The 19,267-nt window shown below is 70.2% G+C and carries 13 protein-coding genes and 1 pseudogene; 7 read left to right on the forward strand and 7 right to left on the reverse strand.

Annotation, left to right across the window (positions count from 1 at the left end; translation table 11 throughout):
- The 7 genes and pseudogenes from ACZ7HT_RS30280 to ACZ7HT_RS30310 form a co-directional block, all read left to right on the forward strand.
- Window positions 1–294 (forward strand): annotated as a pseudogene (locus ACZ7HT_RS30280) (FAD-dependent monooxygenase); the annotation flags it as partial.
- A 504-nt stretch (window positions 295–798) separates the two neighbouring features.
- Window positions 799–1,620 (forward strand): LuxR C-terminal-related transcriptional regulator, encoded by an 822-nt coding sequence (locus ACZ7HT_RS30285; protein WP_471171710.1) that lies wholly within the window; start codon window positions 799–801, stop codon window positions 1,618–1,620.
- 305 nt (window positions 1,621–1,925) lie between these two features.
- The gene (locus ACZ7HT_RS30290) at window positions 1,926–2,615 is read left to right on the forward strand and encodes an aspartate/glutamate racemase family protein (protein ID WP_471171711.1); all 690 of its coding nucleotides are present in this window, start codon (window positions 1,926–1,928) and stop codon (window positions 2,613–2,615) included.
- Window positions 2,616–2,865: 250 nt separating this feature from the next.
- Complete coding sequence (locus tag ACZ7HT_RS30295; protein ID WP_471171712.1) at window positions 2,866–3,816, forward strand: D-alanine--D-alanine ligase family protein; 951 nt, start codon at window positions 2,866–2,868, stop codon at window positions 3,814–3,816.
- A gap of 98 nt (window positions 3,817–3,914) precedes the next feature.
- On the forward strand, window positions 3,915–5,201 hold the full coding sequence (locus ACZ7HT_RS30300; protein ID WP_471171714.1) for an ATP-grasp domain-containing protein: 1,287 nt from the start codon (window positions 3,915–3,917) through the stop codon (window positions 5,199–5,201).
- Between the two features lie 98 nt (window positions 5,202–5,299).
- Window positions 5,300–6,601, forward strand: a complete 1,302-nt coding sequence (locus ACZ7HT_RS30305) for an ATP-grasp domain-containing protein (RefSeq protein WP_471171716.1) — start codon at window positions 5,300–5,302, stop codon at window positions 6,599–6,601.
- 3 nt (window positions 6,602–6,604) lie between these two features.
- Window positions 6,605–7,930, forward strand: coding sequence for an MFS transporter (locus ACZ7HT_RS30310; RefSeq protein ID WP_471171717.1), 1,326 nt, complete (start codon window positions 6,605–6,607; stop codon window positions 7,928–7,930).
- Between the two features lie 44 nt (window positions 7,931–7,974).
- On the opposite strand, the gene ACZ7HT_RS30315 is transcribed toward ACZ7HT_RS30310, so the two are convergent.
- From ACZ7HT_RS30315 to ACZ7HT_RS30345, 7 genes are read right to left on the reverse strand one after another with little or no spacing between them, the layout of a single operon-like run.
- The gene (locus tag ACZ7HT_RS30315) at window positions 7,975–8,739 is read right to left on the reverse strand and encodes a TauD/TfdA family dioxygenase (protein ID WP_471171718.1); all 765 of its coding nucleotides are present in this window, start codon (window positions 8,737–8,739) and stop codon (window positions 7,975–7,977) included.
- A 44-nt stretch (window positions 8,740–8,783) separates the two neighbouring features.
- Window positions 8,784–9,917 carry an acyl-CoA dehydrogenase family protein gene (locus ACZ7HT_RS30320; RefSeq protein ID WP_471171719.1) on the reverse strand — a complete coding sequence of 378 codons (1,134 nt, stop codon included), beginning with the start codon at window positions 9,915–9,917 and terminating at the stop codon, window positions 8,784–8,786.
- Between the two features lie 7 nt (window positions 9,918–9,924).
- The gene (locus ACZ7HT_RS30325; RefSeq protein WP_471171720.1) at window positions 9,925–10,179 is read right to left on the reverse strand and encodes an acyl carrier protein; all 255 of its coding nucleotides are present in this window, start codon (window positions 10,177–10,179) and stop codon (window positions 9,925–9,927) included.
- Complete coding sequence (locus tag ACZ7HT_RS30330; protein WP_471171722.1) at window positions 10,170–13,973, reverse strand: non-ribosomal peptide synthetase; 3,804 nt, start codon at window positions 13,971–13,973, stop codon at window positions 10,170–10,172. The genes ACZ7HT_RS30325 and ACZ7HT_RS30330 overlap by 10 nt, the downstream gene beginning before the upstream one ends.
- The gene (locus ACZ7HT_RS30335; RefSeq protein ID WP_471171723.1) at window positions 13,966–17,013 is read right to left on the reverse strand and encodes an AMP-binding protein; all 3,048 of its coding nucleotides are present in this window, start codon (window positions 17,011–17,013) and stop codon (window positions 13,966–13,968) included. Before ACZ7HT_RS30335 ends, ACZ7HT_RS30330 begins: the two co-directional genes overlap by 8 nt.
- Window positions 17,010–18,473, reverse strand: a complete 1,464-nt coding sequence (locus ACZ7HT_RS30340) for a class I adenylate-forming enzyme family protein (RefSeq protein ID WP_471171724.1) — start codon at window positions 18,471–18,473, stop codon at window positions 17,010–17,012. The genes ACZ7HT_RS30335 and ACZ7HT_RS30340 overlap by 4 nt, the downstream gene beginning before the upstream one ends.
- Window positions 18,470–19,252: an enoyl-CoA hydratase/isomerase family protein gene (locus ACZ7HT_RS30345; protein WP_471171726.1), complete on the reverse strand. Its 783-nt coding sequence runs from the start codon at window positions 19,250–19,252 to the stop codon at window positions 18,470–18,472. Before ACZ7HT_RS30345 ends, ACZ7HT_RS30340 begins: the two co-directional genes overlap by 4 nt.
- Window positions 19,253–19,267: the final 15 nt, after the last annotated feature.

The raw sequence follows: 19,267 nt of genomic DNA on the forward strand, positions 1-19,267 counted from the left end.
TACCTGCTGGCCGGAGAGCTGGCCGCCGCCGAGTGGGACCCCGACACCGGGTTCGCCCGCTACGAGGCGCGGATGCGCTCGTTCGTCGAGGCCAATCAGGAGATCGGCCGATTGAACGCCCGTAGCCGCGACGTACCCGGGCCGGACGCCGAGCCGCTCCCCGATTTCGCCGGCGAATGGTTCACCGAGCTGGTCGGGCGCGCGATCAACGGCATCGAGCTGCCCGACTACGCGGGGGCGCCGGACTCCGCAGCCCCGGCCGGATCGCCGGTCACCTCGCCGGCCAAGCCGTAGGTGTCCCATGACGTGTCGAGAGGGACCACGGTTCGGCAGGACACCGCCGGACGACCTCCGCTCACGCCGCATGGTGCGCGTGGGAGGGCCCGTTCGGCGGGGAAGGGGTCAGCGGGCCGCCCACTCGGCAACCTCGCCGCCGCCGGCCGGCCTGATCGTGGACAGCTGACCGACATCACGCATTCAAAGTCAGTGGTCGCCCGACATGTCCGCGGCCAAGAGCGCGCACATCCTGACCGTCAAACCGAACTAAAGGTTTCACAAAAACCGGGCGCCGTTACAAGCGGGCGGATGGGGACCAAAAGAGCCCGGAACTCTCAAGCGAGACCCGAAGGAACCCATACAGATGGGAACAAACCACTTCGTTATAAAATCTTTGTAAGGCAGGCTGGGGTGATGCAGAATGATCAAGAGCGCGGCTGTCGACTAGGGAGCCGTTCCATGCATATGGAGCGATAGCAGCGGCCCGCTCACCCAGAACGAGCCACTCTACAAAAAGAGCACATGCGACTGAAAAGCTTTGAATCTTACGTACCCGAGACGCAACTCCGCGAAGCCACGTCTCAGGCCAGGTCGGCACTGAGCCGCATGACCTCGGAGCTGGAGGAGACACTGAGGTCGATAGAGGCTGCGGGTAGTCGGTTGACCCTCATGGAGGATGGTGAGAGCTCTGTAGTCGAAGCGGAACTAGTGGTAGGGGAGGAGCGGATATCCAGGCTTCTCGAAAGAGTGGCCGCACTGGCTCAGCGTGAATTGATAGGCATGCATCCCGGCGCGGCCCTTCCGCCCGACGAGCTGGACAAGGGGATGCGCCAGAGCCGTGAGGCGGTGGCTCGGGGGGTCTCGGTTCGAAGTATTCACCTGGAGCCGCTGACGCGTGTCCCGCATGGCGCGAGGCACCTTCGAACCTTGGCCGAGAGCGGAGCGCAGGTGAAGATCGCCAGCACGCTGCCTTTTCGTCTGCTCGTGGCGGACTCCCACTGGGCATTGACGCCTGCACAGAACGACGACGGCGAATCAGGTGTGCTGCTTTTCCGCGGCGGACCCATGGTCAAACTGCTGTGCGACGTATTCGAACACTCATGGGTCGCGGCGTCATCGGTTCAGGATCCGGCACCGCTCACCGAGAGCGCAGGACTGAACGCTCAGCAGAAGGTCATGATACAGGCGATGGCGGCAGGCTATAAGGACGAGGCAATCGCTCGAGAACTCGGCGTTTCCACGCGAACCTATCGTCGGCTCATAGCGGACCTCATGAGAATGCTCGGCGCAGAATCGCGTTTTCAGGCCGGGACCAAGGCCATGGCGCTGGGTTGGTTGAACTGACCTCGATTCGTTTACCCGCCTGCATATAATTCATCTTGGCTGTTGTTTGGTTTGTTGTTGCTGCCAGTAAGCCGGGCCGCCGTATGACACTGCGGCGGCCCGCGGCGGCCCGCCAAGGGCGTGGCCGGCCCCGCTGCCGCCGTCTCGGCGCCCGGATTCGACTCTTTCTTCATGATTTGCGCTGACCCATTATGGCCATGTCCGCTTGATGCCCGGCGGACGGGCCTGTTTTCAAATGCCCTTCGGCAAAGCCGCAGCTAGGATGCCGGGATTCGTATCTTCCGGGAAATGGGCGGGTTCTCCAGATGGCATCCAATTGGAAAAAAATAGGCATCATCGGTGGGCTCGGGCCGCTGGCTTGCGCCCATTTCTACGTTCGACTGGTCGAACTCACCTCGGCCGGTAGCGACCAGGAGCACCCCGAGGTCCTTCTGCTGTCGAGTCCTCACATTCCGAGCCGGTTGGATCATCTGCTCCATGACGGTCAGAGTCCGGTTCCCGCGCTTCGGGAGGTTGCGCAGCGCCTCGAAGCAGCGGGTGCCGAACTGATCGCCATGCCTTCCGTGACCACCCAGGCCTACTTCGCCGACGTCGCGGCATCGGTCAAGGTGCCGGTAGTGGACATGCTCGCGGCTGTCGCCATCGGGCTCCGCGAAGCGGGGGTCCGTACACCCGCGCTTGCCATCACCGATGGCGCCCTGCGACTTGGATTGCTGCACGAGGCCCTGGTGTCCGAGGGGCTCGACCCCGTGTACCCGCCGGTGGAGACACAGCGCGAGATCCAGGACTGTGTCGAACTGGTCAAAGCCGGACGGGTCGCCGAGGCGAGCGGCCAGCTGCGCGCTGCCGTGGCACGCCCCTGGGCTGCGTCCGGAGACGCGCTGCTCATCGGTTGCACGGACCTGTCACCACTGATTCCGGAGCTTCCGTCCCACGGGTACGACGTCTCGCGGCTCTTGGCCGACGCGGTACTCACGCTCGCAGCCGAGCACTGACGCGCCGACGAGCCCGGCCACCCCTCCGTCCAACCGCCGGCCCCGGCCTCGGGCGGAGTGCCCGGCGAGGGGCGCCGCCCTGACCGGATGCGGACAGGGCACTGTCAGGCCAGCCGTTCGGCATTGCACGTTCCAGGAGCGCTGGCCCAGGATCTCTCTTGATCATGTTCACGGTGCTGCCCGAACCAGGATTTCACGCACTGGATATCTCACGTCGAGGCGCAAGCACAACTTCTAAGGGCTTGATGCAATGAGCAAGGGCAAGATGGCGGTCGTTTTCGGTGGGCCGACTCCGGAACGTGCCGGTTCTATCGCTTCGGGCGAAACCGCGACCCCTGTGCTGCAGGCGATGGGCTGGGACGCCTTCATGGTCGACATGGAGTCCCCGGACTTCCTGGAGCGCGTCGTCGATGCGGACGTCGTCTTCATCGCCTCGCACGGCTGGTATGCGGAGGACGGAAAGCTTCAGGGACTGCTGGACGTCTTGAACAAGCCGTACAACGGCTCTGGCGTGTACGCATCCGCGGCCGCCATGTTCAAGCCGGTGGCCAACCAGGTCCTTGAGCAGGCCGGCATTCCGATCCCCAACGGGGGAGAGGTGCGTCTGAACGGTGATGCCTCCGAAGAGGCGAAGCGTCTCGCTGACGAGCTGGGCTTCCCCATGTTCTGGAAGCCGACCTCCGGCGGCGGGAGTCTGGGCTCTGCCGTCGTGCAGGACCTGCCGGGCCTTGAGGAGCGGATCGCCGCGGCACAGGTCGAGAGTCCGGCCATCTCGTACATGGTCAGCGAGCTGATCGACGGCACCGATGTGACCGTGGGCATCATCGAGTCCGGTGAGACGTATCGCGTGCTGCCCGTTCTCGGGACCACGTTCGTCGGAGATTTCTATGACTACGACATCAAGCATGACGCGGCACGACGGCAGCACACCTGCCCCGTAGCGCTGCCGGACGAAACCTACAGGCGTGTGGAGCAGCTGGCACTGGACGCGTTCCACGCCTTCCGGTGCCACGGAGTCGCGCGAGTGGACTTCATGATCGACCGACAGGGAAATCCGTGGTGTCTTGAGGTCAACACGCTTCCGGGACTGTCGCGTCAGGGAAACCTCGCGACCATGGCGGCGGCCGCGGGCATCAGCTACGAAGCGCTGATCGAGAGCATCGCCGACACGGCGTTCACCAAGACCGGCTACCGTCCCTGAGCCCGAATCGACCGTCGCCGCCCTGTACGGCGCTCGCTGCCTTGACCGCTGAGCGCCCGCAGATCCCTGGGACGAGTATCTGAATGGAGCATGCCCCCATGGCACGGCCACGCCTCCTCCTGATCGGTGGTACCGATCGGCTCCTCCTGAAGGCGGAGAACCTCGCCGTAGACATCGTCAATCTGCGCGCGGCCGACGATCTGACGCCGCGCGCGGCCGCCGTGTGCGAGGAGGTCCACGTTCTGGATCTCAACGACGCGCCGGAGGCCCTGCGCCTCGTTCGCGGCCTGCACGAAGCCGCTCCCTTCGCGCGCGTGCTGTGCCACTGGGAACAGCTGCAGATGCTGACGGGCTTCCTCAGTACCGAACTGGGGATACCGGGAACCGCGTTCGCCACCGTCCAGGCCCTGCGGGACAAGTCCTCGCTCCGGCGCGCCATGCGCGAACACGGGTTGAGCCGGGTGGACTCGGAGGTCGTCACCAGCGCGGGGCAGCTCGTACGCTTCAGGGCCCGGCACGGCGAGGCGATCGTCAAACCTCGCAGCGGCGGGGGCAGCCTCGGTGTCCACCTCGTACGCACCGACGAAGAGGCCGAGCAGGCCTGGGAGTGGGCCGAGAAGGTCGGACTGACCGAGATGCTGGCGGAGGAGGTCCTCCGCGGACCGGAAGTGTCCATCGAGATCTTCTCGCTCGACGGTGCCCACGTCCCGATCGCGGCCACATCGAAGACGCTTGCGCCCGGCTTCGTGGAGACCGGTCACGCGGTCCCCGCTCCGATCACCGATGAGCAGTACGAGGCCGCCTGCCGGCTTGTCACGTCGGTGCTGGACCTGGTGGGCCACGCCTGGGGGCCGTCGCACACGGAGGTCATCTTCACGGAAGGCGGGCCCGAGCTGGTGGAGGCCCATACCCGCCGCGCCGGGGGCCACATCAACGAGCTGGTCAGCCTTGCCCGCGGCATCGACATGGAGTCGCTGTCCTTCCGGCTGGCGGCGGGAGAGAACGTGTCGGTCCCCTCGTTGATCCAGGACAATCGTCCGGCCGCCATCCGGCTTCTCCAGGCCGCCCCGGGGCAGGTCGTCGCGGTCCACGGCGTGGACCAGGTCAGCGCGGCCTCCGATGTGGCCGAGGTGAGGGTGTACGTCTCGCCCGGTGACGTCTCGCACGGACTGCGATGGTCCGGTGACTACGTCGGGCACGTGATCGCCAGAGGGGCCACGCCGGAGGCGGCCCTGGCCGCCGCGGAGCGTCATGCGGCGCGCATCACCATCGAGACGGCGGAGACGTCGCAGGCCGCCGCCGAGCTGACGGTCGCCGAGCTCCGGGGGGCACTGGACGCGTTCGACGAGTCGTGGGATTCAGGAGGGCTTTCCCTCGTGCCGTGAACGCGCCCGGCCATGGCGGCAGAACCATCGCTTCCCGACTACGTCCAAGACCAGCGGGTGCTCGCGGACGAGCACCCGCTCACCCGAAGGTGTCACCCATGTCTCAGGAGAAGTTGCTCTTCGTCGAAGGTCCAGGGGGCCCGGACCCTTCCTGGTACCTGCCGCGCCTTCAGGCCGGCGGACATCGCCTACGCATCCTCTGGACCTCGACCGGGGATCCGGCTCACGATGCCGCACGAGCACGGGAGTTCGCCGCGTTCGGGGAGCAGCTTCAGATCCCCGCCAACGCCCCTCTCCAGGCGTTCCTGCTGGAGCAGGCGACCCGGTGGAAGCCCGACGGGATCCTCGCGTTCAGCGAGCGCGTGGCCTCGGACACCCACGCGGTCGCCAGCCGGGTCGGCCTGCCCGCCACTCCCGCGGAGGCGGCGCAACGGCTCAAGAGCAAGTTCTCGCAACGTCTTTGCATGGCTGAGGCCGGCATCCCGGTTCCGAGGTTCCGCATCGTCACGACGCTCCCGGAGCTGCGCGAAGCCGTCGAGTCGGTGGGCAGCCCGTCCGTGTTCAAGCCGGTCGTGGGCGTCGGCAGCGTGGCCACGTATCCGGTGGACGAGGCCACGGATCTCGAACTGCTGTGGCGAACGGCGGAACAGGAGTACCTGAACGACCCGCGCGGGAGCGGTCAGATGTCCTTCGTCCTCGAAGAGCGCCTGATCGGGAGCCCCAGGACCGACGATGCCCGCTTCGGCGACCAGGCGAGTGTGGAGTCGATCGTCCAGAACGGTCGCATCACGCACCTGACCGTGTCCGACAAACTCCCGCTCGCACGGCACTTCCGGGAGAGTGGGGACCTCACTCCCACAAGCCTCCCCGCTGCCCAGCGGCGGGAACTGGAGGAGACCGCGGCGGCAGCCATCCGCGCCCTCGGTCTTGACCACTGCGCGGTGCACACCGAGTTCAAGCTGACGGCCGACGGCCCGCGCGTCATCGAGGTGAACGGGCGCATCGGCGGAGGCGTCACGCAGCTCGTGCACTACTCGGCGGAGTACGACGTCGTGTCCGCGCTGGCCGACGTCGCGCTGGGAGAGGCAGTCGCCGGGATATCCCGGCATTCCCGGATCTCGGCCCAGTTCCTTCCCCAGCCCCCGCACACCGCCACGCGCATCGCGTACGCGCCGAAGCCCGAAGAGCTCCTGGGCATCCCGGGCGTCGTCAGCGCCGAGGTCTTCTACGAGGAAGGCGACCCGGTGGACTGGAGGCGCGGAACCATCGCCAGGCTGGCGCGGGTGTTCGCGGTCGCCACGGAGGCGCGGGAGCTGCTGGACATCAACGACGCACTCAACTCCGACCGCTTCTTCGGCTACGTCCACGGAGAGCACGCCGCCGTACCGGAGGGGAAGTAGCCCGTGGCTGTCGAGGACGGCCGCGCACGACGCGCCCGGACACCGGACAACGGCCGGACCATGACGGCCGAACCCGTTCCCGAACCCGCCGAAGCACCCCCGGGCCGGTTCCGTCCGGCCCGGCTCGCGCCGCCACCGGGCGTGGCCCGAGACCTCTCGGTATCGACTGCGTTCCACACCGTCGGCACGGGACTGGTCGTCTCGCTCGCGGCGATCTACTTCACCCGCGTCGTAGGCCTGTCACCCGCCCAGGTGGGGCTCGGGCTGACCTGTGCGGGGTTGGTCAGTCTGCTGGCAGGCATGCCTCTGGGCCGGCTGTCGGACCGATTCGGCCCACGGGGACTGCTGGTCGTACTCCTTGCATGTCAAGGCAGTGCGATCACGCTCTACGCGTTCGTGAGCTCCTTCGTGGGCTTCGTGGTGGTGGCAAGCGTGCTCGCTGTGGCCACGCAGGGGGCTTCGGCCGTTCGCGCCGCGCTCATCGCTCGCGTCATTCCGGCGGACCAGCGGGTTCCGGTGCGTGCCTATCTCCGAGCGGTCACCAATGTCGGGTTCGCCGTCGGCACCTCCTTGGCGAGCGTCGCCCTCGCCTCCAGCGAGGCGAGGGTGTACCAGGTGATGTTCGCGACGTGCACCGTCTGCTTCCTGGGTGCGGCTGCCTGGATGCTCCGGATCCAGCGCATCGCTCCGGATCAGAAGGCGGCCGGCGCGAGCCGCTGGCTCGCCGTCAGCGATCGGAAGTACCTGGCCGTCGTCCTCGTCAACGCACTGATGCAGCTCCACTACGCGGTACTCGAAGTGGGCATCCCCTTGTGGGTGTCCGCCCACACCGACGCGCCCCGGCGAACGGTCTCCATCCTGTTCCTGCTCAACACGATCGTCGTCTTCGCGCTTCAGGTGCCGCTGGGCAAGCGCTGGGGCGGACTTCGCCATGCGGGCCCCGTGTCCGTGGCCGCTGGGGGAATGGTCGGGGGCGCGTGCCTGCTCCTGGGCCTGTCGGGTGCCACGAGTGGCGCGGTCACCCTGGTTGTCCTGCTGGCGGCCGGGCTCATCCACGCGCTGGGGGAGATCTGCCAGACCACGGGATCGTGGGCGGCCGGCTTCGAACTGGCACCTGAGCATGCTCAAGGGCAGTACCAAGGTCTGTTCTCCACCGGCGTGGCGGCCAGTCAGATGGCCGGACCGGCTCTCGTGACGCTTCTGATCCTTCCGGCGGGCCGCACCGGTTGGCTCCTTGCGGCCTGCTTCTTCGTCACGGCCGGATTCCTGATGTCCGTGGTCGTCCACCGCGCCCGCACGGACCGACCGCACGCGGTAGCGGGCGCCTAGGGTCCGGCGGATCAGGGTCCCCGACCCTGATCCGCCGGATGGCCCTAGCTGACCGAGATGCGCCGCAGCTTTCTCGGGGAGTCCGCGGAGTAGGCCGCGCGCGCGTGCACGACGCGCCGGTTGTCCATGACCAGAACCTGACCGGCCTGCCACCGATGCGCGTGCATCACTTCGGGTACGTTCAACCACCGGTCCAGCAAGGCGAAGAGCTCGAGAGTCTGCTCCTTGGTGTAGCCGACCACGGCCGCGCCGTAGTTGCGTTCCGGATCCTCCGGGTAGTCGAGCCCGACCCACAGCGTGTCCCCGCCCGTGACCGGGTCCACCTGCACCGGCGCCACGACCGGGTTGCCGTCGGGCCGCTCCACGTAGAAGCCCGAGACCCTGGACCAGTACTCGATCCGTATGCCGCGCAGGGTCTCCACCAGGGCGGCGGGAGCCGTCGCGAAGAACGCGCTGCTGCCGGCGATCAGTGTCTCGCCCCCCTCGTCCGGCGCTTCGAGACACTCGAGGCCGATGTAGCTGACCCGGTTCGCGTTCAGGAGTGCGTCGACGTGCATCGGTATGGCGCCGGTCCGGAACTGTGAATTGTCCGTCCCGGGCCGCTGCTCCTGGATGAGCTGCGTGCCGAACTTGTACGACGCCGCCGCGCCGAGCGGCGCCATGATGTCCTCCAGGGACATCGGATCCGGGCCGTCGGGCTCCAGGACGACGAAGCCGTGGCGCTCCAGCTTCTCCAGGTACGGTGAGGACACCCCGCGGCCGCAGCGTGCGTCGGCGGCCGAGCGCCGCATGTCGGTAGTGAAGTCCATGGTCCTGTCTCCTCGTTGGTCGGTGACCGGGCGTCGGGTGCGGCTCAGCTCCCGAGGGTGAGCTCCGCCCGGGCGTAGGTGGCCGCGGCCGTTCCGAACTGGAGCGCCGCGTGGGAGCCGGCGGTGTGGATGTCGCGCCACAGCCGCTGGAGGACCGAGCCGGTGCTGTGTCCGCTGGTGCCGGAGGCCCCCATGAGGCGGTCCACCGCGCGGAGCAGCAGCTCGGCCGCGAAGGCGCAGTCCCGCTGGTTGCGTGCCACGTCCGAGCGGGTGACCGTCGGCGCGGTGTCGATGAGCTGCGCGATGCGGTCGAGGAGCAGTTCGGCCGCGTCGATCTCGCTGGAACTGCGCGCGCACACATCCGCGGAGTGGGCGACCGCCGGATCGTACGCACCCGGGCGCCCCCGCAGTTTCGCGCCGGTCAGCTGATTCCAGTACCGCAGTGCGCCGCGGGCGGCGCCGAGCATCGGCAGACAGAACAGGAACGTGTTCACGGCCAGGAGCGGCACCGCGCGACCGTCCGGGCCCGCCTGCGGAGCGTCCAACTCGGTGAGGAGGCCGGCGGGGAAGGTCATCGTGTCGGGGACGAAGACCTGCTCGACGACCGCGGTGTGGCTGCCGGTCGCCTGCATCCCGATGGCGTCCCAGGTCCGGTCGATGCGCACAGCGGCGCCCGGCACCAGGCACACCCGCTGCTCGGGCACGTCGGTCCCCGCCACGGCGGCGGACAGGAGGATCCAGTCGGCCCGCTCCGACGAGGACACCGCCGGCCAGGAGCCCGAGAGCAGCCAGCCGCCCGCCACCGGGGCCGCGGTGCCCCGGGGCGTCACGCCACCGGCGATCAGGGTGTCCGGCCCGCCGGCCCACAGCTGCCGCCGTCCCGCCGGCGGCAGGTGGTTCGCCGTACGGGTCATCAGCCCGGCCACCGCCATGCACCAGGCGGTTGCGGGGCACTGCGCACCGATGACGACGGCTGCCCGCTTCAGTTCCGCGAACGTCCCGCCGGAGCCGCCGAGCGACACAGGCACGAAGTGACGTGCGACACCGGCGGCGACGAGCGCGTCGACGACATCGAGGTCCGGCGTGCGGGCGGCTTCGGCCTTCTCGGCCCGCTGCCCCGCCAACTCGGCGATGTCCCACGCCTGTTCCACGAGCTTGGAGGATCCGGTCGTCTTCATCGCGGCATCACCTGCCGGCCGCGTGCTGCGAGACGATCTCCGCGGCGAGGCGTGCGACGGTCACCGGCTCGCGGAAGAGCCTGGCGACGGCGAATTCGACGTCGAACTCCTCCTCGAGGACGGACAACAGCCGGACCATGGTCACCGAGTTGAGACCGGCGCCGATGAGATCCGCCTCGTACTCCCCGGGACCGATCCCGTAGCCCTGTCGCCGCAGCTGATCGACGATCGTGCTGATCACCTTCGGTTCGTTCACTGCCATCCGCCCTCGATCTCGTCCTGCACGTGCCGCAGGTTCTCCGCCTCGAACACATCGAAATGCCCACCGGTCAGGGCGACGGTGCGCATCGTCGGTGCCCATCCCCGCCAGGTGTCCGGGTCCGGTTCGGCCGGCCGTTCACCGGCGCGGAACTGGACGACCGGAACCGGTACGGGGCCGGGCTGCCAGTCGCGCAGCAACAGCTTGTTCTGCCGGTACACCTCGAACCTCCGGCGCAGCGCCGGGTCGGTGCTCACGGCCCGCTCCGAGACCACCACACCGCCCGCCTGCCGGATGTCGTGGACGAACTCGGACACCATCACCGCGTCGGAGTCCTGGCAGTGGCGTGCCGCCGCCGACACGGGAGTGTCGAGCATGACGACCTTGGTGATCGGGTACGTCGCCGCCCGCGCGGCCGCCGCGGCGAGCGCGCCACCGAACGACCAGCCGACGAGGACGCACGGCACCTCCGGGTCGTCGATCCGCCCCGCCAGGTGACGCAGGCAGAGGTCCGCCGCGGCGGCCAGTGTGGGGGCCGTGGACCCGGGCGCGTCGAAGGGCCGGTCGAAGCCGAGCACGTGGACGTCGAGGTCGCCCGGCAGGTTCCGGATCAGCCCGGCGTAGCAGGCGACACCCCCGCCGACGGGCGGGAAGAAGATGACCCTGCCGCGCGGATTCGCCACCGTGCGCGGGCCGAAGCTCCACACCGCCTCGCTCACCGACCCGCGTCCGGCCCCGCACAGCTGCGCCAGGCCGGTCACCGTCGGGTTCGAGAGGAAGCGCCCGAACGCGATGTCGTACCCGAACCTGCTGCGCACCATCGACAACAGCCGGATCGCGTCGAGGGAACTGCCGCCGGACTCGAAGAACCCTTCCGACCCGGGCGCCCTGCCCAGGATCTCGGTCCAGCAGGCCGCCACCTCCTGGGCGTGCGGTCCCTGATCGAGCACCACGGCTGCTTCTCCCGGGGCGGCGGGCGGCGTCGGGGCCGTGCGCAGCCGGCGGTGGTCGACCTTGCCGTTGGCGGTCAGCGGGATCTCGTCGAGTTCGACGAGCGCGTAGGGAACCATGTACGAGGGCAGTTCGTCGCGCAGCGCGGCGATGCCGCGCTCGCGCCAGTCGGAGGGGGCGTCGGCGGACAGCGTGACGTAGGCGAGGACACCGCCGCCGTCCGGCGGGACGCACGCGGCACTGCGGCGCACGTGGCCCATCGCGTTGAGCAGTGATTCGATCTCGCCCAGTTCGACCCGGTAGCCGTTGACCTTGACCTGGGTGTCGATGCGGCCGAGCAGCTCGACGACGCCGTCCGGGCCGCGGCGGCCGCGGTCGCCGGTGCGGTAGATCCAGCCGTGCTCCGGGTCGTCGAGGAACGCCTCCGAGGTCCGCTCCCGGTCGTCCAGGTACCCGTCGGCGACTCCGCTGCCCGCGATGTGGATCTCGCCGATGTGCCAGTCCGGGCACACGGTGCGCCGGGCGTCGAGGACCAGGATGTCCTGGCCGGCCAGCGGCCTCCCGTACGGGATCGACCGGCCGGTGCGGTCCGCAGGGGTGATCCGGTGGTGGATCGACCAGATCGAGCCCTCGGTCGCACCGCCCAGGCTGATCACCTCCGCCCCGGCGGACAACCGCTCAAGCCCGGCGGGGAGGTGCAGCGGGATCCAGTCTCCGCTGAGCAGGAAGGAGCGGAGCGACGGAAGGGCGCCGCCCTCCTCCGCGAGCAGGGCGGCCAACGCCGGAGCCGAGTTCCAGATCGTCACCGAGTGTTCCGTGATGATCCTCGTCCAGGCCGCCGGGGTGCGTGCGGTGTCCTCCGGCAGCATGACCACCGCGGCGCCGACGAGCAGCGGACCGAAGATGTCGTACACGGACAGGTCGAAGCCGATCGAGGACACCGACAGCACGCTGTCGGACGGCCCCAGCTCGGTCAGGTCGTTGATGGAGTCGATGGTGTTCAGCACCGCGCGGTGGCGGATGACCACGCCCTTCGGTTCCCCCGTCGACCCGGACGTGAAGATCACGTAGGCGACGTCGGGCGCGCCGCGGTCCGGCAGCCGGCGTTCCCCCGGGACCTCCGCCGGCAGGGCGATCGTCCGCACCCCGCGCCGGTGCCACTCCTCGGCGACGTCCGGCTCGTCCCCGGTCACCGCGAAGCGCAGCCGGGCCTGCCGGGTGATCCGGTCGAGCCGTCCCTGGGGCAGCCCCCAGTCCAGCGGGATGTACACGCAGCCGGCGAGCAGCGCGCCGAGGATCGCCACGACCTGGCCGCGGCCGCGCGGCAGATGGATCGCGACGTGGTCGCCGACGACGGCGCCCGCGGTCACCAGGCGCTGCGCGAGCTCGGCGGCGGCGTCGGCCAGGGCCGCGTAGGTCAGCACCCCGTCGCCGTCCCGGACCGCCGGCGCGTCGGGCATCCGCTCGACGGTCTCAAGGACCCGCTGCTGCAGCGTCGGTCCCCCCTGTTCCGCGGGTCGGACGCGGTCGGCCGCGGGGAGCGTACGCCCGCCCGGGAGGGTCCAGTCGGCCCCGTCGGCCGCCAGCCGGTCGACCTCGTGGGCGTACTGCTCGATGAAGTCGTCGAGGAAGCCTTCGTCGAACGCGTCGGTGCGCCAGTCGAAACCGAGGCGGATGGTGCCGTCGCGGTCCACGACGGCCTGGTGGTCCAGCAGGACCTGCGGCACGCGCAGTTGCACGGTGTCCCAGTCCCGCCGCAGGCCGAGCGCCGCTTCCCGCGGCGCGTCGAGTTCGACCGCGGTGAACGCGAACGGGTGCAGCAGCCGGCGCCGGTCGGCGGCCGGGTCGATCAGGCGGACGATCTCGGGGCCGCTGAGCGAGGAGTGCAGCGACTGTTCCAGGACGCGGCCCTGCACCTCCCGCGCGAGCGAGGCGAAGTCGCGTCCCCCGGCCGCCGGCATCGCCACCGGGAGGGGAACACCGTGGTTGCCGAGTCGCCCGTCGTCGGCGTGCGGGTCCTGCCCCGATTGCACGAGGGTGAGGGTGTGCGGCCGGCCGCCGCCGACGGCGCCGAGGAGCGCCCCGTACACCGTGAGGAGGACCATCGGCACGGTCAGGCCGTGCCGTTTGGCCTGCTGGGTGATCGCCTCCGCCGTGGGCCGGTCGAGGTGCAGTGTCCGGTGCGCCACGGCCCGGCCCGCGTGCCGCCAGTCGGGCCGCAGCGGTACCTCGGCGCTCTCCGGCAGCGTCGGCGCCACCTCGCGCCAGTACCGTTCGTCGCGCGCCCGCCGCCGGCCGGCCGGCGGGGCCGGCTCGGGGACGGCTGCCATGCCGTCGGTGTCGTGGACCAGCCCTTCCAGGAACCGGGCGAGTGACGCGGCGTCCATCAGCCACAGCGTGTAGACGAGGTGGATCCGCGCCCGCCGTGCCGAGCGCACCACGGTGACCCGCAGCTGGGGCCATGCGTCGAATACGAGCGCGTCCGAGCGGAACTCCTCGCGGACACCGCTGTCGAGGGTGTCGAAGGTGGCCTCCGTCGCGTCCATGACGGTGACCGGGACGACCGCGTCCTCGGCGACCAGCGTCAGGGTCAGGTCGTCCCCGACGCGCGTGCGCAGGATCGGGTTCTCCCGTACGAGACGGTCGAGGCGCCGTTGGACGCCGTCCACGGCGGACACCCGCAGCTCGCAGGCGACGTAGTACCGGGCCGGACTGCGAAGTTCGAGCCCGTCCTGGTCGCCGACCAGATAGGCGCGCTGGAGCGGCCCGAAGACGAGGTCCGACGCTTCCGCTGTACGCGAGGCCGACACGGCGAGCGCCCCGATGGGTCCGGTCGGTTCAGTCATGGGTCGTCTCCCCGCCCGCGCGGATCGCCCGCAGCAGCCCGCGGTGCACGCGCCCGATCACATCGGTGCCGGAGATTCCCCGGCGGTAGTAGTACGTCATGACCATCTCGGGCCCGGACATCTGAAGCTCCCCCTGCAGCTGGTAGCGCAGTACACGGCCGAGTGCCCTCGGGCTCCAGGCCCCGAGGTCGCGGGCGCGCAGGTCCCGCGGCATCGGCCGCTGGTTGAACAGGACCGTGGACAGCGGAAAGCGGCCCGTCTCGGCAAGACCCAGCTCGGCGATCCGCTGGTCGAACTCCCAGTCGCCGTACCGCGCGCCGTCGGCCAGCTGACGCGCCATGGCGCCGACGTCGTCCCGCAGGGACGGTGCGCCCGGTCTGCGGACGATCAGGCTCGTGGTGAAGTTTCCGACGACGGAGGCATCGGTCTCGCCGCGGTTCTGGCTCATCACGATGACGGACGGACGGTCGAGACCGAAGGCGGCGGCGACCGCCTGCTCGAAGGCGGCCAGGACGACGGTGAACGCGGAGACGCCCAGCTCCCGTGCGATCGCGTGGACCTGCCGCGTGCACACGGTGCCCAGGGGCAGGGAGAGCAGCTCGCCCTGCGCCCCGCCCGGCCCGGTGGCTTCGGGCAGTTCGACCTGGGTGACACCGTCCAGCAGGCTCCGCCAGTACGCGGCCGCCGGCCCCGGCTCCTCCTCCCGAGCCGTCGCGAGGCAGAACGCCCGGTATCCGCCGTGGTCCCGGTCCGCGACGGGTTCCGGGCTGCGGCCGGACAGCGCGGCCCGCAGCTCGCCGGCCAGCGCGTCCAGGCCCAGTCCGTCCACGAACAGGTGATGCGCCACCAGGATGACCGAACTGCCGTTGGTCCCCCGGAGGAGCCCGGCCCGGATCGGCGGCGCGGCCTCGGGGTCGATCAGCTCGGACACCAGCGCGGTACGAAGGGCCTGCACGCTCTCGCGGAAGGCCGACGAGTCCGTCTCGGCGTCGATGTCCACGACACGGACGGCACAGGACAGTTCCGCCGGCGCGGTCCAGGTCTGTCCCTGCCAGTCGGCGGTGAGCGCGAGGCCCAGCGCGTCGTGCCGTACGAGCAGCAGCCGGAGCGCCTCGGTGAGTGCCCCCTCGGACACGCGCCGCGCGAGGGGGATCTCACGGGAGATGTTGCACCAGTTCGCATTGCCGCCCGACATGCAGATCCACATGTACGCCAGCTGACGGGAGGACAGCGGACAGCGGTCCGGTGCCGTCGCCGTGAGCGGACGGTACGTCTCGGCGGCGTCGGCGCCGACCGGGCGGTGCCTGCGCTCGATCTCGCGGGCCAGGGACGCGACGTCGCGCAGGCGGAAGGCCTCCGCGACGGTCAGCCGCACCCCGTGGACGCGGTTGATGCTCGACGCCGCCGCGAGCATGTCGAGCGACGAGATGCCGGCGTCGACCAGGCTGGAGGCATCCTCGTCGATGCCGAGCAAGGCGCGCAGGTGCCGCTCGACCTCGTGCCCGGCGGCACCGGTGGGATCACCGGACGGCGGGACGGTGAGCCGGTCCAGGGACGCCAGCAGGGCCCGCCGGTCCACCTTCCCGCTGCGTAGCATCGGCAGATCCGCCCGCAGGTGCAGGGCGAACCGCGGAAGCCGCCGGTCGCGGCCGAGGCCGTGGATCGTGGTGCGCAGCGGCTCCTCGGCGGGAGCCTCACCCGGCGCGGTGGCGACGACCAGCTGCGGACCCCCGTGGTCGACGACCATGCACTGTCGTACCCCGGGCAGCGCCTCGACGTCGTCGATCAGGGGCTGGAAGGCGACCCTCCGGCCGCCGACCTTGATGTCGTTGCCGCTGCGGCCGACGATCACCAGGGCGCCGTCGTCGGTCCTGCGGCCGAGATCGCCGGTCGGCAGCGGGACGGGGAACGGAGCCGTCCGGTGCTGCTCACCGGTATCGGCGCACAGGATGCCGAGCGCCGGTGCCCGCGAGGTGACGAGCACGTCGCCGACTCCGGTGTCGTCGAGGTCGCGCAGCGCCACCTCGACGCCGGGGCGTGGCACCCCGACGGGTATCGACTGCGCGTCACCGTGGGCGAGTCGCTGGACGTCGCGTCGGTACAGCTGCGCGAGCGTCGCCTCGGTCTGGCCGTACAGGTTGACGATCTCGGCGTCGGGCGCGAGGGCGGCCCACTGCTCCACCACCCGCCGGCCGAGCACCTCGCCGGCGAAGAAGATCAGCCGCAACCTCGGCAGTCCGGCCGCCGCGAGCCGCGGTTCCTCGGCCAGCCGGGTCGCGAGGGACGGTACGAGGAACGCCGTCGTGGGGTCGCTGTCGACCAGGTGGTCGGCCAGCGCCGGCAGGTCGAGCTGCGCGTCGACGGGCGGCAGCGACAGCACGCCGCCCGCGCCGAGCACGCCGAGCAGTTCCCGCAGCGAGGGGTCGAAGTTCACCCGGGTGACGGCGGCGCACCGGTCCGACGCGGAGAGCCCGAACTCGTCGCGGAACCAGTCGAGGAAGAGGCCGAGGCCGCGACGGCTGCCGACGACGGCCTTCGGCTCCCCGGTCGATCCGGAGGTGGGGATCACGTAGCCGGCGTCCGGATCAGGGAACCTCCGCGCCCGCCCCCCGGTGTGCGGGACGGATTCCAAGAGGATCTCGCCGGTGCCGGAGTCGACGACGATCTCGGTCACCCCGGGGGTCGCCCCCCGGTACTGGTCGGCCGGGGTGGCGTCGTGACTGATCACCGCGGCGGGGCAGGTGCGCCGTTCGAGCCAGGCGTACTGCTGCGCGGTCAGGCCGGCGTCCACCGGCACGGGCACCGCGCCGGCGCGCCACACGGCCAGCAGCCCGACCACGTACGCGGGCGACAGCGGGCCCATGACAAGGACACTGGCGCGGGCCGCGTCGGCCGCGGCGAGCCGCTCGGCCAGCGTGGCGACCGCCGCCTCCACCTGCGCGTACGTCATCGACCGGCCGCACCACTCCACGGCGACCCGCGCGGACCGGTCGCTCTCGCCGGCCTGGCCTCGAAGGCCGATGCTCTCCACGAGGGTCATTTCGTGCGTGCCTCCTCGTCCTGGACGAGGCGCTTGACCGCCTCGTAGTCGATCTTGCCGACCGGGGTCCGCGGCAGCGCGGCGGCGAACCGGTACGTCTGTGGCAGCTGGTGCGGGAGAAGATACGAACCGACCTGTCGGCGGACCGACTTCGGATCGCACCCGGGCTCGACCGTGATCAGCGCGGCGACCTGTTCGCCGCCCTCCCCGTCGGGCACCCCCACGACCCCGCAGTCGACGACGCCGTCGCACTTGCGCAGCGCCATCTCGACCTCGATCGGCGCGACCTTGTTGCCCGTGACGTTGATGAAGGTGGACTTGCGCCCGCGGACGAACCAGCCCTCCGGCCGTACGGCGACGAGATCGTGGGTACGCAGCCAGCCGTCCACGAACATCGCGGACTCCGCCGCCGCGTCCCGGTAGTACCCGCGGGCCATGGCCGTTCCGCGCACCAGGAGTTCGCAGACCTGCTCCTCGCCGTCGCACGTGTCGACCGGCTCCAGCTCCCACTCGATCCCCGGGAGAGGCAGCCCGATCGTGCCCGGCCCGGCGTTGTCGGCGTCGTACGTGATGATGCCGATCTCGCCCAGCCCGTAGCCCTGGCGCAGCGGCAGGCCGAACCGCTCGCCGAACCGCGCCTGGGTGTCGGCGGAGATGGGGGCGCTTCCGGTGAGGGCGAACCGCAGGGACCCGAGCATCGAGGGGTCGACCCGGTCGGCCGCGACGAGCATCTGGTACATCACCGGAAGGCCGGTGACGAAGGTCACCGCGTGATCGGCGATGGCGCGTGCCAGGCCACGGCCCGTCAGATGGGAGCCGCGGACGAAGACGACCTTCGCCCCGCTCAGCAGGCCGGGCAGCGCCAGCACGTCGATGCCGTGTCCGTGCCAGAGGGGCAGCGCGCACATCACCACGTCCGAGGGGCCCAGGCCGGCCTTGCCGGTCCAGGAGCTCACCCGCTCCATGACGGCCGCCTGGCTCATCACGATGCCCTTCGGCTCACCGGTCGAGCCCGACGTGCAGTGCACGACGAAGTCCGCGGGCAGGTACTCGTGAGGCGCCTTCGCGGCGTGGGCGGACCCTTCAGGGACGCCCGCGCCGCCTCGTTCGGTCGGCTCCACCACGAGGGAGCCGATGCCGCCGGGGCCGTCGCGCAGCACCACGTCCAGGTCGAACTTGGCCGAGAGGCGCGCCGTCTCCTCGGGTGTCGCCCTGCTGTCGAGCAGCACGATGACCAACTGCAGCTTGGCGGCGGCGAGGTAGGCGGAGACGAAGCTGACGGGATCGTCGAGCGCCAGGCCGACGACCGAGCACCGAGGGGTGGCGTCGAGCCGGTCGGCGATGGCGTCGGTGGTCGCGACGAGCCGGCCGTAGGAGACCGCGGTGCCGTCGTAGGACACCGCGGCCGTCGCGTCGGGCCGTCGCCGAGCGACGTCCCGCAGGATCTGATACAGCGTCATGAGCTGGTGCTCGCCTGGTTTTCGCTGCTCTTGCCCAGGATGTTGTTGAAGTGACCGTGCATCGCCTTCGCCGCGAAGGTCTTGCGGTGCACGGCCTTCGAAACCTCGCGGGTCTGCTCCAGGGTCCTCCGCAGCCGGCCGGTGAGCACGTGCTTGGTGGCCGAGAACGCGATGTCGGGGTAGCGCCCCATCCGCCGGGCCCGCTCCACCGCCCGGTCGAGCAGGAACTCCGGCTCACAGGTCTCGTCCGCCATGCCCCAGCGAAGAGCGGTGTCGGCGCCGATCGGGCGGCAGCCCATGATGACGTGGCGGGCGATGTCGTAACTGCCGATGGTGGAGAGGATGGCGGCCCCCATGGAAGCCCCGATGCCGTGTTCGAGCTCCGGCATGACCAGGTTCGCCCGGGTGGACATGATCTTCCAGTCGAACATCATGGCCAACTGGAAGCCCAGGCCGATGGCGTGACGATCGATCGCCGCGATCGTCGGCTTGCTCGTGTCCAGCACCGACAGGTAGAGCTCGGTGATCCAGTCGATGAGCTCGTCGACCGACTCGTCGGTCGCCAGCAGCATGACCTCGTTGAAGTCCCCACCCGCGCTGAAGCTCCGGTCACGTCCGCCGCTGACGACGATCGCGTCCACGGTGTCGTCCGCGTCCGCCGCGCGCAGAGCGGTCACGAAGGCCTCGGCCATCTGCTTGCCGAACGGATTCGTCGGCTTCTCGTGGGCCAGGGTCAGGACCCGGATTCCCTCGATGTCCTTGATGTCGATCAGTGCCATGACTTTCCCCTGTCC

The organism is Streptomyces sp. NPDC037410 (assembly GCF_055602235.1).

Excerpts from the sequence above, each read along its gene's own strand:
- ACZ7HT_RS30335 (WP_471171723.1), bottom strand. The coding sequence starts at position 17,013 with ATGACCCTCGTGGAGAGCATCGGCCTTCGAGGCCAGGCCGGCGAGAGC.
- ACZ7HT_RS30305 (WP_471171716.1), top strand. The coding sequence starts at position 5,300 with ATGTCTCAGGAGAAGTTGCTCTTCGTCGAAGGTCCAGGGGGCCCGGAC.
- ACZ7HT_RS30330 (WP_471171722.1), bottom strand. The coding sequence starts at position 13,973 with ATGACTGAACCGACCGGACCCATCGGGGCGCTCGCCGTGTCGGCCTCG.
- ACZ7HT_RS30285 (WP_471171710.1), top strand. The coding sequence starts at position 799 with ATGCGACTGAAAAGCTTTGAATCTTACGTACCCGAGACGCAACTCCGC.
- ACZ7HT_RS30320 (WP_471171719.1), bottom strand. The coding sequence starts at position 9,917 with ATGAAGACGACCGGATCCTCCAAGCTCGTGGAACAGGCGTGGGACATC.
- ACZ7HT_RS30325 (WP_471171720.1), bottom strand. The coding sequence starts at position 10,179 with ATGGCAGTGAACGAACCGAAGGTGATCAGCACGATCGTCGATCAGCTG.
- ACZ7HT_RS30295 (WP_471171712.1), top strand. The coding sequence starts at position 2,866 with ATGAGCAAGGGCAAGATGGCGGTCGTTTTCGGTGGGCCGACTCCGGAA.
- ACZ7HT_RS30300 (WP_471171714.1), top strand. The coding sequence starts at position 3,915 with ATGGCACGGCCACGCCTCCTCCTGATCGGTGGTACCGATCGGCTCCTC.
- ACZ7HT_RS30315 (WP_471171718.1), bottom strand. The coding sequence starts at position 8,739 with ATGGACTTCACTACCGACATGCGGCGCTCGGCCGCCGACGCACGCTGC.
- ACZ7HT_RS30345 (WP_471171726.1), bottom strand. The coding sequence starts at position 19,252 with ATGGCACTGATCGACATCAAGGACATCGAGGGAATCCGGGTCCTGACC.
- ACZ7HT_RS30340 (WP_471171724.1), bottom strand. The coding sequence starts at position 18,473 with ATGACGCTGTATCAGATCCTGCGGGACGTCGCTCGGCGACGGCCCGAC.
- ACZ7HT_RS30290 (WP_471171711.1), top strand. The coding sequence starts at position 1,926 with ATGGCATCCAATTGGAAAAAAATAGGCATCATCGGTGGGCTCGGGCCG.